The 14,900-nt window shown below is 52.5% G+C and carries 14 protein-coding genes and 1 tRNA gene; 13 read left to right on the plus strand and 2 right to left on the minus strand.

Annotated features, from left to right (window positions below):
• The first annotated feature begins 37 nt into the window (after positions 1-37).
• The 5 genes from ACLTX1_RS01555 to ACLTX1_RS01575 all read left to right on the plus strand — a co-directional run bounded on the left by ACLTX1_RS01555 (position 38) and on the right by ACLTX1_RS01575 (position 4,480).
• Positions 38-709 (plus strand): CHC2 zinc finger domain-containing protein, encoded by a 672-nt coding sequence (locus tag ACLTX1_RS01555; RefSeq protein ID WP_308449615.1) that lies wholly within the window; start codon positions 38-40, stop codon positions 707-709.
• Positions 642-1,982, plus strand: a complete 1,341-nt coding sequence (locus ACLTX1_RS01560; RefSeq protein WP_308449646.1) for a virulence-associated E family protein — start codon at positions 642-644, stop codon at positions 1,980-1,982. The genes ACLTX1_RS01555 and ACLTX1_RS01560 overlap by 68 nt, the downstream gene beginning before the upstream one ends.
• A 306-nt stretch (positions 1,983-2,288) precedes the next feature.
• On the plus strand, positions 2,289-2,522 hold the full coding sequence (locus ACLTX1_RS01565) for an excisionase (RefSeq protein WP_308449616.1): 234 nt from the start codon (positions 2,289-2,291) through the stop codon (positions 2,520-2,522).
• A 120-nt stretch (positions 2,523-2,642) separates the two neighbouring features.
• Positions 2,643-3,842: a tyrosine-type recombinase/integrase gene (locus ACLTX1_RS01570; RefSeq protein WP_412330370.1), complete on the plus strand. Its 1,200-nt coding sequence runs from the start codon at positions 2,643-2,645 to the stop codon at positions 3,840-3,842.
• A gap of 185 nt (positions 3,843-4,027) precedes the next feature.
• The gene (locus tag ACLTX1_RS01575; RefSeq protein ID WP_308449618.1) at positions 4,028-4,480 is read left to right on the plus strand and encodes a low molecular weight protein-tyrosine-phosphatase; all 453 of its coding nucleotides are present in this window, start codon (positions 4,028-4,030) and stop codon (positions 4,478-4,480) included.
• 105 nt (positions 4,481-4,585) lie between these two features.
• Here ACLTX1_RS01575 and ACLTX1_RS01580 read toward each other — a convergent pair whose 3' ends face one another.
• Complete coding sequence (locus ACLTX1_RS01580; protein ID WP_308449619.1) at positions 4,586-6,112, minus strand: YifB family Mg chelatase-like AAA ATPase; 1,527 nt, start codon at positions 6,110-6,112, stop codon at positions 4,586-4,588.
• A 155-nt stretch (positions 6,113-6,267) separates the two neighbouring features.
• Between ACLTX1_RS01580 and ACLTX1_RS01585 the strand changes: the two genes are divergently transcribed.
• The 8 genes from ACLTX1_RS01585 (at position 6,268) to ACLTX1_RS01620 (ending at position 13,588) form a co-directional block, all read left to right on the plus strand.
• Entirely contained in the window at positions 6,268-6,912 is a 645-nt protein-coding gene (locus ACLTX1_RS01585) for a sigma-70 family RNA polymerase sigma factor (RefSeq protein ID WP_308449620.1), read from the plus strand.
• 148 nt (positions 6,913-7,060) lie between these two features.
• Complete coding sequence (locus tag ACLTX1_RS01590) at positions 7,061-7,339, plus strand: zinc-ribbon domain containing protein (RefSeq protein WP_176820484.1); 279 nt, start codon at positions 7,061-7,063, stop codon at positions 7,337-7,339.
• Positions 7,340-7,516: 177 nt separating this feature from the next.
• Positions 7,517-7,717: a DUF1858 domain-containing protein gene (locus ACLTX1_RS01595; RefSeq protein ID WP_308449621.1), complete on the plus strand. Its 201-nt coding sequence runs from the start codon at positions 7,517-7,519 to the stop codon at positions 7,715-7,717.
• A 34-nt stretch (positions 7,718-7,751) separates the two neighbouring features.
• Positions 7,752-8,462: a class I SAM-dependent methyltransferase gene (locus tag ACLTX1_RS01600; protein ID WP_176820486.1), complete on the plus strand. Its 711-nt coding sequence runs from the start codon at positions 7,752-7,754 to the stop codon at positions 8,460-8,462.
• On the plus strand, positions 8,459-9,223 hold the full coding sequence (locus ACLTX1_RS01605; RefSeq protein ID WP_395506998.1) for a Nif3-like dinuclear metal center hexameric protein: 765 nt from the start codon (positions 8,459-8,461) through the stop codon (positions 9,221-9,223). The genes ACLTX1_RS01600 and ACLTX1_RS01605 overlap by 4 nt, the downstream gene beginning before the upstream one ends.
• 43 nt (positions 9,224-9,266) lie before the next feature.
• A complete protein-coding gene (locus ACLTX1_RS01610; RefSeq protein ID WP_308449623.1) occupies positions 9,267-11,030 on the plus strand; it encodes an NFACT family protein in 1,764 nt (587 codons plus the stop codon).
• 34 nt (positions 11,031-11,064) lie between these two features.
• Positions 11,065-13,326, plus strand: a complete 2,262-nt coding sequence (locus tag ACLTX1_RS01615) for a family 78 glycoside hydrolase catalytic domain (RefSeq protein ID WP_412330371.1) — start codon at positions 11,065-11,067, stop codon at positions 13,324-13,326.
• Between the two features lie 186 nt (positions 13,327-13,512).
• Positions 13,513-13,588, plus strand: a tRNA-Ala gene (locus ACLTX1_RS01620).
• Between the two features lie 92 nt (positions 13,589-13,680).
• Here ACLTX1_RS01620 and ACLTX1_RS01625 read toward each other — a convergent pair.
• A partial coding sequence (locus tag ACLTX1_RS01625; RefSeq protein WP_412330372.1) for a recombinase family protein occupies positions 13,681-14,900 on the minus strand: 1,220 nt, incomplete at its 5' end.

The following is a 14,900-nucleotide window of genomic DNA, read 5'->3' on the forward strand; positions in this document are numbered from 1 at the left end:
GTCGAGTGCCTTTGTTGTTCCCCGAAAGGAGGATACAATGAATGTATTTGAAGCGGTCAAGCAGACCGTAACCACCCGACAAGCAGCAGAGTGCTACGGCATCTATGTCAACCGGGCAGGAAAAGCTAACTGCCCTTTTCACAATGATCGAACACCCAGCATGAAAGTGGACAAGCGATTCCATTGCTTCGGCTGCGGTGCCGATGGAGATGTGATTGATTTTACGGCACAGCTATATGGGTTAGATGCAAAGTCCGCCGCCGAAAAACTGGCTGCGGACTTTCAAATCCCCTATACACATTACAAAAGAAAGGAAACAGTGAAAAAGACGATCAGAGAGAAATCGGAGGAGCAAATGTACCGGGAACTGGAAGCCAGATGCTTCCGGGTATTATCAGATTATTTTCATCTGCTCCGGCATTGGGAACGGGCATACGCCCCGAACCTGGAGGATGAAACATGGCATCCATTGTTCGTGGAAGCCCTGCAAAAGAAAGACCACATCGAGTATTTACTGGATGTGCTGCTGTACGATTCCATTGAGGAGCGTGCGGCGCTTATAAAAGAATACGGAAAGGAAGTGATGAAACTTGAACGGCGATTATCAGAGCTTGGCACCGGAGCTGAGAGAGAATTTGAAGATGTTGGCAGAGAACCGGCTCTGCCAGACCCCGGAGGAAGTCAGGGATCTTCTGGAGGTGAACGATAAAGGGCAGGTAAAGAATACCATGCAGAATGTGTATCAGGTCTTTCAGTCCGATCCGGTACTGCATGGAGCCATCGGCTATAACATCCTCACCGGGCGCATTGACATCTGCAAGCCCCTGTGGTGGGAACGCACCGCCTCTGCCATGAGTGACACGGATTTCAATTACCTCATGCTGTATCTGGAAAAACGATACGGGCTGAACAACGAAAACCGCATCCGAAGGGCGCTGACGGTGGTTGCACACCAGAATCAATACCACCCGATCCGGGAGTATCTGAACCGTTTGGAATGGGATGGCACAGAACGCATCCCCTATGTGCTTCATCACTTCCTGGGTGCAGAAATATGTGCGTATGGCACCGAAGTCATGCGGCTGTTTCTGTTGGGAGCCATTCACCGGGTATTCAGACCGGGCTGCAAGTTTGAACTGATGCTCTGTCTGGTAGGCGGACAGGGGGCGGGAAAATCTACCTTCTTCCGATTTCTGGCTTGCAAGGATGAGTGGTTCTCCGATGACCTGAAGAAGATTGATGACGATAATGTGTTCCGCAAGATGCAGGGACACTGGATCATAGAAATGTCAGAAATGATTGCCACAGCAAACGCACGGAGCATCGAGGATATTAAATCGTTTCTGAGCCGATCCAAGGAAACCTACAAGGTTCCCTATGCAACGGAGCCGGAGGATAGGCTACGGCAATGTGTGTTTGGCGGTACTTCCAATGCGCTGGACTTCCTTCCCCTTGATCGCAGCGGAAACCGCCGCTTTCTTCCCATCATGGTACATCCCGAACGGGCAGAGGTACACATTCTAGAAGATGAAGCTGCATCCCGGCAGTATATGGATCAGCTATGGGCAGAATCCGTGGTCCTTTACCGGCGAGAAAAGGTGCAGCTGAAACTGTCCAGAGAAATGAACGAACAGTTGGTTTTACTGCAAAAGCAATTCATGCCGGAGGACACCAAGGTAGGCGTGATACAGGCGTTTCTGGACGATTTTGATGGAGATATGGTCTGTTCCAAGCTGCTCCATCACGAAGCTCTGGGACGCTTTGATGAGCCGAAATCGTGGGAGATACGGGAAATCAACGAGATTATGAATCAGTCTGTGACAGGCTGGATTCCTTATCCCAATCCCAGAAGTTATAAGAAGTACGGCAAGCAAAGGGGCTGGATGCGTGGAAACGAAACGGTGGAAGCCGGGACAAGCCCCTTGGACGGCTTCCGTGAATTGACTGAGGAAGAATGCAGCCAGATGGAGCTGCCGTTTTAAGAAAGTAGCATGGTTTCCTGTTTCATATCCAGTCCGTTGCCATATCGGTTTCCGGGAAAAGCTTTGTTCCGCAAGGCTTTTTCTTCTCTGGAAACAAAGGCAACAAAGAAATTCAAGAAAAACCAAAATAGCAAAGACAACTGCTGCAAGGAAGAATCTGGTTTTTAGAAGCCGGTTTCCGGTTTCTGTTTCCGTTTCTCCCTTGCCCGGCTTTGGGAGGTATTGAAATGAACGCAGCACAGAAAAAAGCAGGGGTCGGAACGACCCATCCCTGCACAACGAATTGATATATGGAGGTAAATGCCTATGGCGAATAGCAAGAGCAATGTGAGCGAGAAGAACTGTTTTGACATTCCGGTGTGGCGCAGATACACGCTGACCATTGAAGAAGCAGCCGGCTACTATCACATCGGCGAGGGGAAACTGCGGATGCTGATCGACCAGAACCCGCACGAAGATTTCTATGTTATGAACGGAAATCGGGCGCTGATCAAGCGGGAGAAGTTCGAGCGGTATCTGGATCAGGCCACCGCAGTATAAATTCCGAAAAAATAATACGGCAGAACTGCCGTTTTCCAATGATACAACTATACTGAGAGCCAGATTTGTGATACAATGTTATCACAAGTCTGGCTCTCCTTACTTGAAAGGAGAGATTCCATGAGCGAAAAAAGACGAGACAATCGAAACCGGATTTTGCGTGAAGGTGAATACCAGCGTACAGATGGGAGGTATCGTTACCGATATATTGACGAGGATGGTAAGGAGAAGAATGTGTACAGTTGGCGTTTGGACAAGAATGACCCGACTCCCAGGGGTAAAAAGCGAGAGCTTTCGCTGAGAGAGAAGGAAAAGCAGATTCAGGCGGATCTGTTTGACCATATCGTTACCCGTGGCGGCAATTACACGGTAGTTGAATTGGTAGAGAAATATACTTCTCTGAAAACGGGTGTCGGTCATAACACCAAGGCGGGATATAAGACCGTGATCAACATTCTGAATAAAGAAGCGTTTGGAAAGCAGCGAATTGACAAGATTCGCTTGTCTGATGCAAAGGCGTGGTTGATCAAACTTCAGCAGGTGGATGGCAGAGGGTACAGTTCCATCCACTCTATCCGAGGTGTTCTGAGACCGGCGTTTCAGATGGCGGTTGATGATGATCTGATCCGCAAGAATCCTTTTGGATTTGAGCTGGCATCCGTGATTGTCAACGATTCTGTTACCAGAGAAGCAATTACCCGTAAGCAGGAGCGTGAACTTCTGAAATTCATCAAGGATGATAAGCATTTCTGCCGATACTATGATGCAATCTATATACTTTTTAATACAGGATTGCGTATCTCAGAGTTCTGTGGGCTGACCTTTTCCGATCTTGAGTTCGACCAGAAGCGTATCAAGGTAGATCACCAGCTTCAGCGGACTTCCCAGATGAAGTATGTGATCGGTGCTCCCAAAACAGAAAGCGGTATCCGCTATGTGCCGATGAGTGAGGAAGTTGTGGCGTGTTTTCGCAGAATCATTGCCAACCGCAAGACACCAAAAGTTGAACCGATGGTGGAAGGATATGCAGGATTTTTGTTTCTGGATAAAAACGATATGCCGATGGTTGCCCTTCACTGGGAAAAGTATCTGGAGCATATTATTCAGAAATACAATAAAATTTACCGTATCCAGATGCCGAAAGTTACCCCTCATGTATGCAGGCACACCTTTTGCTCTAATATGGCAAAATCCGGGATGAATCCGAAAACCTTGCAGTATATCATGGGTCACGCAGACATCAGTGTAACCTTGAACACTTACACCCATGTGAATTTTGATGATGCAAAGGAAGAAGTATATCGGATAGCGAATAGTTAAAAAAGCCCGTTGGTAAGGACGCTTGCTTTACCAACGGATTTACCAAGATTGCAGGGAAAAACATAAGAAAATACGAGAAGATTTGAGAAGATACCTTGAAAAGAAAGGAAAACTCAAAAGTCGGAAAACCCTGAAATATCAAGCGTTTGAGAAGAAATACAAGACTTAAATGGAGATATGAAAAGATGATTAAAGTACTATTTATTTGCCACGGCAATATCTGCCGCAGCCCGATGGCGGAGTTTGTGATGAAAGACCTTGTGACGAAAGCGGGGAAAAGAGGCGCATTTGAGATTGCTTCGGCGGCGGTGAGCCGAGAGGAACTCGGCAACCCGGTGTATCCGCCCGCAAAGCGCAAGCTTTTGGAACACGGCATTCGCTGCGACGGCCATGCGGCGCGCCAGATGACGCGTGCGGATTATGATAAGTTCGACTACATCATCGGCATGGACAGCTCCAATCTGCGCGGCATGCAGCGTATTTGCGGAGGTGACCCGGAGCATAAATTCTCTTTGCTGATGGAGCACACCAATCGTCCCGGCGACGTGGCTGACCCGTGGTACACCGGCGATTTTGAAGAGACCTGGCGCGATGTTTATGAAGGCTGCACCGCGCTTTTGAAGGAGATTTCGGGATGAACGGAAAAACACGAGGAAGTGGAGTATTGAAGTAAACGGCAGAATTTTCACAGCTGACGCGATGTGACCTCCGTGAGGAAGAGCTGCTTTTTAGTTCGTATAATTCTATCTCGTCCAATATTTGCGGTCGAGCGTGCGGTAGCGCACGGCCTCGGCGGCATGGCGCGCTTCGATGTCGCGGCTGTTATCGAGGTCGGCGATGGTGCGCGAAACCTTTAGCACACGGTCGTAGGCGCGGGCGGAAAGCCCGAATTTTTCAAATGCGTTTTTCAGCAGGGCATCGGCAGCAGGCGCGGTGCGGCAGACTTCATGCAGCATTTCCGGCGGAATCTGTGCATTGCAGGTGATGCCGGTGTTCGCAAAACGCTTGTTTTGAATATCCCGTGCGGCATCCACACGCACTTTGATGGACGCGGAGCTTTCCTCCTTTGCGGTGTTCGAGAGGTCGCGAAAATCGACCGGCGGCACTTCAATGTGCAGGTCGATACGGTCAAGCAGTGGCCCGGAAACGCGGCCGAGGTATCGCGCCACGGCGGTCTCCGAGCAGGTGCACGGGCGTGTGGGGTGACCGTAATAGCCGCATGGGCAGGGGTTCATGGCGGCGACGAGCATAAATTTACACGGGAAAGAGACCGTGCCGTTCACGCGCGAGACGGTCACAACGCCGTCCTCAAGCGGCTGGCGCAGCGTCTCCATGGAGCTGCGCGAAAACTCCGGTAGCTCATCCAAAAACAGCACGCCGTTGTGTGCGAGGGAGATCTCGCCGGGGCGGGGGATAGACCCGCCGCCCGAAAGCCCCGGGCCGGAGATGGTATGGTGCGGCGAGCGGAAGGGGCGCGTTTCAATGAGCGCGGTGTTGCTCGGCAGAAGTCCCGCAACGGAGTGAATTTCGGTCGTTTCGATCATTTCCTCAAAGCACATTTGCGGCAGGATGGACGGCAGCCGCTTTGCAAGCATGCTTTTGCCGGAACCGGGCGAGCCGATGAGCAACACGTTGTGCCCGCCGCTTGCGGCAATCTCTAAAGCGCGCTTTGCCTGTGCCTGCCCTTTTACATCGGCGAAGTCCGGCAGCGGCGGCTGATTTTTCGGATCGCTGTGGTACGGCGCGGCGGGCAGGATCGGTTTTGTACCGCGCAGATGGTCGATGAGTGTGAACACGTCCGGCACAGGGTAGACCGAAAGCCCGGTCACAACGGCGGCTTCATAGGCGTTTTCCGCAGGCACAAACATGCGCGTGTAGCCGAGTTTTCCGGCTTCTATCGCCATGGAGAGCACACCGCGCACAGGATGCAGCGCACCGGAAAGCGAAAGCTCGCCCGCAAAAATGCAGTCATCCGTGTTGACATTCAGCTGGCCGGTGGCTTTTAATAAAGCGATGAGCAGCGGCAGGTCGTAAACGGGGCCCTCTTTGCGCACGTCGGCAGGGGCAAGGTTCATCGTGATGCGGCTGACGGGGAAATCGAACCCGCAGTTTTTCAGTGCGGCGCGCACGCGATTGCGCGATTCCTTTACGGCGGCGTCCGGCAGGCCGACAAGGTCAAAGGCAGGCAGACCGGCAGAAAGGTCACATTCCACTTCCACTTTGAACGCGTGCATGCCGAAAAGTCCCATGCTGAATGCTTTTGATACCATATTTTTACCGCCTTTCGCAGTTCTTGTCTGCATTATATACTTTTTATCGAATTTTGGCAATAGAAGTTTAAGTTTGCAGGATAGATATAAATGTAAAAATTCGGTCGAGCATTTTTGTACAGTATAGGAAGATTTGTCTTGACTTCTGTAAGGGTTTGGAGTATGATAAAGAAACAGTAGTCATTTGGAGCGTTCTCATGCAGGAAACCGGGCAGAAAAATAGTATACCGCTCAGCGATGAGGCGCTGGCACTTCGTTTTCAAAACGGAGATGACGCGGCGTTTTCGGAGCTTGCGGCGCGCTACCTGAAGGTCATCCGCATCAAGGCGTGCAGTTTTCGCGAGATTTTTTCCCTTGAGCGGGAAGACCTGTACCAGGAGGGGCTTTTGGGGCTTTTAGACGCGGCGAATTCCTATAAGCCGAGCGAAAGGACGTCGTTTGAAACGTATGCCGGGCGGTGTATCAGCAATCGAATCGTCAGCGCCGTGCGGCGTAGCTCCAGTCTGAAAAATTCTTTCCTCAATAACGCTGTGCCCATTGAGGAGATGGAAGACCTTGGGGCAGACCGCCTTTCCGACCCGCAAACGCTTTTGGAGAGCCGCGACGAGATGGACCGGCTGCTTTCTGTTATCCATATTTCACTTTCCGATTTTGAACTGCGTGTGCTTTCTTTGTATCTTGGCGGCTATAAGCGGCAGGAAGCAGAGAGAAAACTCGGCATTTCGGCGCGTGCGTTCGATAACGCGATGGCGCGTGTACGCAAAAAGCTGCGGCAGAAAAACAATGACGCCAAAGGATGACTTTCGCGCGGATACCTTTTCTATATATTTATATTTATATGTATATGCCCTTCCACAGTTGATGGCGTTGTTTTTCAATGAAGCGGTGCAAATCCGCCGGGGGCAAAACTCATTCTATTCTATTATGACCAAAGCGAGGTAAAAACACATGTACGAAGACAAGACCCTGATCTGCAAGGAATGCGGCAAAGAATTTGTATTCACAGCCGGCGAGCAGGAATTTTACGCATCCAAGGGCTTCGAGAACGAGCCGCAGAGATGCAAGGCATGCCGCCAGAACCGCAAGAATGCGGCAAAGCCGGAACGTGAGATGTACACGGCTGTCTGCGCCGCCTGCGGCAAGGAAGCAACCGTTCCCTTCAAGCCGCGTGAGGACCGTCCGGTCTATTGCAGCGAGTGCTTTGCACGCATGAAGGAAGAAAGATAAGCTTTAAAACGCATATCGGTGCCCGGCGGGAGACTGCCGGGCATTTTGCAGTTCAAAGACAAATATTGCTTTATAAATATTTACGATATTTACGCGGAAAGCCGTGATATACCTTGCAAAACAAACTTATGCATCGTATAATTAAATTGGTTAAATATCTTTAAAGGGGGATGTTTTATGCACATTACGGTTGATACCATCATCGGCGATATTCTGCGGCGGGAGACAGATGCCGCAGCGTTTTTCAGGGAAGCGGGCATGCATTGCATTGAATGTCCCGCCGCACGCGGCGAAACAATCGCAGAGGCCTGTGCAGTGCATGGTATGGATGCAGAGCAGTTCGCAGCAGCATTTAACGCGCGCTTCGCCACAAAATAAGCAAATTCGCCGATCCGGCAATTCGGAGGAACTCATGGAACAAAACAGAATAGAACGAGCACCCACCCTTGGCGCGCGTCTGCAAAAATGTGCAGATTTTGTGCGGGAAGGCAAAAAACTTGCCGATATCGGCACAGACCACGGCTATGTGCCGGTCTGTTTGCTGCAAAGCGGCAAGATACCGTTTGCCGTTGCGGTTGATGTTCACAAAGGGCCGCTGGAAAGCGCCATGAACAATGCTTCGCGCTGCGGTGTGGCGGACAAAATGCACTTTGTGTGTGGAGACGGCCTGCACGGGGTGCTGCCGGATGAGGCGGAGGACATTGTCATCGCCGGCATGGGCGGTGAACTTATTTTGCGTATCATCTCGGAAGCGCCATGGCTGTGTGCAATGGATAAGCACCTTGTTTTGCAGCCGATGACGACCGCCATGCAGCTTAGAGAGGGACTTGCCGCGCTGGGCTTTACGATTGACCGCGAAGAAGCGGTAGTAGATAGTGATAAAATTTACTCCGTGATGTCCGTGTACTATACCGATCAAAAGCGGGATAATTTAAAGCTGATTGATTTATATATGGGACAGATCAAACCCGGCAGTCCGTTCAGCGCACGTTATGCCAAAAGCGTGCGGCACAACATCGAAAATAAGATCAAGGGCATGCGGCACGGCGGCGCAGACAGCAGCGCGCTGGAAATTTTGCTGCAAATGCTTTTAGATCTGTACGGCGAGGAGGAGAACGCATGACCGTTCGAGAGATCTATGATGCCATAGACCGTATTGCGCCGTTTCAAACGGCAATGGATTTTGATAACGTCGGCATTCTGATCGGTGATGAAAATGCCGACGTCACAAAGACGTTGCTTTGCTTGGATGTCACGCCGCGCGTTTTGCGTGAGGCGAAAAGCATCGGCGTGGAGCTCATCATCAGCCACCATCCGGTGATCTTTAACCCGCTGCGTACCGTGCGGCCGCAGAACATCATCTATGCGCTTGTGCAGAGCGGCATTGCGGTCATCAGTGCGCACACGAATCTCGATATGGCATATCCCTACGGCGTGAACGATGCGCTTTGCCGCAAGTTGGGACTGCAAAACGTCCGCGGCATTTTAAAAGAGGGCGAAACGGACATTGCCTACATGGGCGAGCTGCCGGAAGAAATGACAACGGAGGACTTTGCTGCGCACATTAAGGAAGCGCTGGGGCTTTCGGCGGTGCGCTGCACGGCGGTCAGCAAAATGCTCCGCACAGTCGCGGTCGTCGGCGGTGCCGGGGGAGACTATGCCCTTGCAGCGCAGGCAAAGGGCGCGGACGCGTTCGTCACCGGCGAAGTGAAGCACCACGAGGTCATCGCGGCGCAGCAGGCGGGACTGGCTTTGTATGAAGCCGGGCACTACCACACGGAGCTGCCGTACCGCGAGCGGCTGAAAGCTTATCTTGACACAGCCTGCCCGGGTGTGGAATTTATCGTTTCCGAAAGCGAACGCCCGCCGATGGAAACGCTTTGAAACAGAACAGAAAGGCGCTTTTTAAAAGCGATGGTTTTATAAAATGGCACTGGATGGTGTATTTTTACGACATTTAAAAGAGGAAATCGGCACGTCCTTGCTCGGCACGCGCGTAGACCGTGTGTTTCAGCCGAACCGCGATGAGCTGATTCTCGCATTTCGCGGCTTCAGCGCCGCATATAAGCTGCTCATTTCCGCCCGTGCAAACAGTGCGCGCATCAATCTGACGACGATTCCGGTGGAAAACCCGCAGCAGCCGCCGATGCTGTGCATGCTTTTGCGCAAGAAATTGCAGGGTGCAAAGCTTTTGGAGATCACGCAGCCCGACTTGGAGCGTGCGCTCATGCTGAAATTTGACAGCGTGAACGAGCTCGGCGACCACGTGGAACTGACGCTTGCCGTGGAGATCATGGGCCGGTACAGCAATATCATTTTGGTTGACGAAAACGGCAAAATCATCGATGCACTAAAACGCGTGGATGCCGAGATGTCTTCGGAGCGTCTTGTGTTGCCTGGGCTTTTATACCGCTTGCCGCCCCCGCAGGATAAGCTTTCCATGCTTACCTGCACGGTGGAGGAGATCATGGCGCGTATCGATGCTTTACCGCGTGATATGGAGCTTTCCAAAGCGTTGATGTCTGTTTTGCAGGGCATTTCGCCGATCATCGCGCGCGAAGTCGAAAACAGCGCGGGGCTGGGGCATGAGGTGTATGTGAAAAGCATGACGCCCCCGCAGCGCCGCCGTACGGAGATGTACGTGACGACGCTGATGGAGACGGCGAAAAACGTTTCCGGCACACCGCATATTGTCATCGACCCGCAGAATAAACCGAAAGATTTCGCGTTTATGGACATTCGTCAGTACGGCAACGCGATGACGGTCAGTGAAAAAAAGAGCTTTTCCGAAATGCTCGACGCGTTCTACGCCGAGCGCGACCAGATTGAGCGTATGCGCGTGAAAAGTCAGGATCTTCTGCGTCTGCTTGCGAATCACGCCGACCGTTTGAGCCGCAAGATCGCGAACCAGCAGGCAGAGCTTTCCGCATGCGCCGAGCGCGACACACTGCGCATCAAGGGCGACCTGCTCAGTGCGAATATGTATGCGATTCAAAAGGGTGAAACATCCGTAAAGCTGCAAAATTTCTATGATGAGAATTTGGCGGAGCTTGAGATTGCGCTCGACCCGGCGCTCACGCCGCAGCAGAACGCGCAGAAATACTATAAAAACTACCGCAAGGCGAAAACAGCGGAGGAAAAGCTGACTGAGCAGATCGGCCTTGCGCAGACGGAGCTGACGTATATCGACAGTGTGTTCGAATCGCTTGCCCTCGCCGAAAACGAACGTGATTTAAATGAGATTCGCGCCGAGCTTGCCGAACAGGGCTACGTGCGCCGCAAGGCGGGCAAAAAGAACCAGAAGCAGCCTGCGCTTTCCGCACCGCTCAAGTTCAAGACGAGCGACGGCTTCACGGTGCTTGTCGGGCGCAATAACCGCCAGAATGACAAGCTGACGATGAAGGACGCAAACAACAACGATATTTGGTTTCACACGAAGAACATCCCCGGCTCGCACACGGTGCTCGTCACAGACGGCAAAGCACCGACGGAGACCGCCATGGAGGAAGCCGCCGTGCTTGCCGCGCAGCACAGCCGCGCGAAGGATTCCGCGCAGGTGCCGGTTGATTACACGCAGATCCGCTATGTTTCAAAGCCGCAGGGCGCAAAGCCCGGCATGGTCATCTATGTGCAGTATAAGACCGTCTACGTAGATCCCACAACCGAATCAAAAGCGAAACAGCAGTCATAAAAGAGGAATTCAGTCCTTTTTTGGAGGAGTTAAAATGGAATTTCCGAAGTCTTTTATCCGCGCATCCGAAGCTTACAATACATTTGAACACCACGTGCCTGCGCCGTATCTGCGCCGCGCATTTCAGATCGATCACGAAGCTAAAGCAAACGTTATCATCACGGCGCTCGGCTTTTATGAGCTGTATTTAAATGGCGAACGCATCACAAAGGGCCGTCTTGCGCCGTACATCAGCAATCCCGATGACCTTGTGTATTACGATACGTATGAGGTCACGCTCCGCGCGGGCGAAAATGTGCTTGGCGTGTGGCTTGGCAACGGCTTCACGAATAACCCCGGCGGGCATATCTGGGATTTCGGCACCGCCGCATTCCGTGCCGCACCGCAAATGGCGCTGTGCCTGACGTACACGGACAAAAGCGGGGAGGCGCACTGCATTGAAAGTGACGAAACGTGGCGCACGGAATCGTCTCCGCTTCTGTTTGATGACTATCGCTTCGGTGAAATTTACGACGGCCGCTTGGAAATACCCGGCTGGAATACGATCGGATTTGACGACAGTGCATGGAAATTTGCCGAACGCGCCCCGCAGCCGCGCGGCGAAAAGCGCCTGTGTACCGCAGAGCCGATTGACATCGTAAATGAATTAAAGCCCATCTCCGTTACGAAAACAGAAAAGGGCTATCTGTACGATTTCGGTATCAACACCGCCGGTGTGTGCCGCTTGTGCGTGCGCGGCGAGCTTGACCAGCGCATAGAACTTCGGCACGGCGAGCACTTGAAGGACGGCTTGCCGGACGTGGAAAATATCTGGTTTAAGCGTGAGCACTGGGCGCGCGACCTCGAATATGTCCACAAAGACGTGTATACCTGCCGCGGCGACGGGGAAGAAGTATATACACCGGCGTTTACGTATCACGGTTTCCGTTATGTGCTCGTCAGCGGCATCACCGAAGCGCAAGCGACGAAAGACCTGCTTACAGCGCTTGAAATGCACTCGCTGCTCGAAGAGCGTGGAGGTTTCTCCTGCTCGGATGAGACCGCAAACAAATTGCAGCAAATGACGCGTCAATCGGACGTGACGAATTTCTATTATTTCCCGACGGACTGCCCGCAGCGCGAGAAAAACGGCTGGACGGCTGACGCGGCACTTTCTTCCGAACATATTTTGCTGAACCTCGGCGCAGAAAAGAGCTACCGCGAATGGCTGCGTGCCATTGTGAAAGCACAGGATAATAACGGCGCACTGCCCGGCATCGTGCCCACAAGCGGCTGGGGCTTTGCTTGGGGAAACGGCCCCGCATGGGACAGCGTGCTCATTGAGCTGCCGTACAGACTGTATCAGTACCGCGGCGATTTGGATTCCGCCAAACTGTGCGCCCCGGCGATCATCAAATACCTGCACTACCTCACAACGCGTATGGACGAGCACGACCTGCTCGCCATCGGTCTTGGCGACTGGTGCCCGCCGGGACGCGAAGCGCACGAGTATAAATCGCCGCTCGCATTCACCGATACGGTGCTCTCAAAGGACATGGCGGATAAAGCCGCGTTTCTGTTCGATAATCTCAATATGCCGGAGCAGGCGGCGTTTGCCCGCGCGCTTTCTAAGCGCTGGAAAGCTGCCGTGCGCAAGTATCTCATCGACGAGAACACTATGCTCGCTGCCGGCAACTGCCAGACTTCGCAGGCCATGGCCATCTGCTACAACATCTTCGAGCCCGCAGAGCGCAAGGCGGCGTTTGAGCAGCTCATCAACCTCATTGAGGAGCAGGAGTATCACCTCGATGTCGGCGTGCTCGGCGGACGCGTGCTGTTCCATGTTTTGACGGATTTCGGGTATAGTGACCTCGCGTTCTCCATGATCACCCGCCCGGATTATCCGTCCTACGGCAATTGGATCGCACGCGGTGCCACGACGCTGTGGGAGATGTTTCAGCCCGAGGGCAGTGATCGCATCGGCTCACTGAATCACCACTTCTGGGGCGACATCAGCAGCTGGTTTACGCAGGCGCTCTCCGGTATCCGCATGGCGCCGCACGGTGAACCGAATGAGGTGGATTTCCGCCCGTCGTTCATCTCGCGCCTCACACATGCCGAAGCGTTCCACATTGCACCCGCAGGCCGCATCGCTTCCGCATGGGAGAGGGATGAGGACGACGTCATTGTGTTGACGGTCGAGCTGCCAAGCACCATGCACGGCGTTATTCGTCTTGAAAGCGGCTATGTCTTTGAAGATGGTCTCGCTTACAAAGCTGCCGAAAGTGGAACATACCGCATTCACAGCATCGAATAAACGGCGATATTTTTCGCTTTGCGAAAAAAGATCAATAAAAAACAAAAAAGGGCTTGAAATTTGTAACCACCTGTGTTATAATCTTCAAGTACCAAACGGGGGCGTAGCTCAGCTGGGAGCCCGGTTGAAGCGGTAAACAACCCCCGCACTAATTGAATAAGAAATTACTCAGCGCACCCCTTACATGGGGGTATAGCTCAGCTGGGAGAGCGCTTGACTGGCAGTCAAGAGGTCAGCGGTTCGATCCCGCTTATCTCCACCAATCGGGTGCGCTGAGTATTCTTAATAAATGCTTGCTTTGAAAAAAGCAAGTTTTTTGTTTTATGCCCACTTCTCTTTTGAAGCGGGCTTTTCTTATGCGGCGATTGCCGAAATGTCCAGCCCAGCGCTGAACTGCTCAAAGTCAATGTTGAAGTCGATATGCAGCCGATAGTCTCGATACACTTCCACACGCCGGATCAGGCAGCTCACAATCATTTTCTTTGACTCCGTGCTGGCGCTGTCGTACATATCCGCCCATGAAATAATATCGTCATACTGAGCGTTTAAGGCGTCCAGCATGGCCTGTCCCTCGTCGTAGGCCGCCTGCGCCGCCTCCATAGTGTGCTGAACTTCGAGACATTTTGTCTCACAGTCAGAAATCAAAGAACCAAGCAAATCCTGCGAAAAAGCACTTTCGCCCCGGAGGGATTTAATAACCTCTGCCCGGAGCGTATCAAGCTCGGCGGCGGCTTTGGCGTAGTCTGATTTTGCACTTTTGAGAAGCGTTTTCCGTTCTTCCATCTTTTCACGATAGCGGATATTGACGATCTCACTTTTAGGGATTGCTTTCATTCGCTCGAAGATCTGCCGCACCACTTTATCAATGATACCGTCAAGAATATGCGCTGTGTAGCCAGTCTGCCCATCACATTCGGTTTGCTTGCGTGTCTTGCCGTAGCAGATATACCGCACACGCTTTACAATGCGGTGAGCATTTTCCTTGCATGGATAAGCCTTGCCGTTGGTGGTGAGCGCCAGCCGGGAGCCACAATGCCCGCAAAAGACATTCCCGGCCAGCAAGGACTGACCACGGGTATTCAGCGGTACACGCCGTTCCTGTTCGGCGGAGTTGGCACGGGAGGTACGAATGTGTTGTGCGGCCTCGAATAGCTCCGGCGTTATGATTTGCAAGTGGGGCAGCGTTTGGGAGCGGCTTTCGCCGCTGCGAAGCACCCCGGTATATGTCAGATTGCAAATGATACCCCGGATGCTGGCGTGATGCCACATTTTACCCGTTCTCGCCCGATAGCCGAGGTTATTTAAGTAGGTGGCGATCCGTTGAGCGCCGAAACCCTCATGCACATACTTGTCAAAGATAATCCGTACCACAGCGGCCTCGGCTTCATTGATAGCCAGCTCAAAAACCTCGTGCTTGCGTTTATTGAAGCGTCCGCTTTTTACAAGGTCATACCCATAGGGAGCAAGACCGCCCTTGAAACCGCCGTCCTCGACAAGCTGGCCGAGAGCGGTTTTTGTGCGAATTGAAGTCTTTTCGCTTTCGCCGTCGGCCTGCCAGAAGCGGATGTAGTTGG

Source organism: Hominenteromicrobium sp. (genome assembly GCF_046974225.1).
Taxonomy (GTDB): Bacteria; Bacillota; Clostridia; order Oscillospirales; family Acutalibacteraceae; genus Hominenteromicrobium; species Hominenteromicrobium mulieris.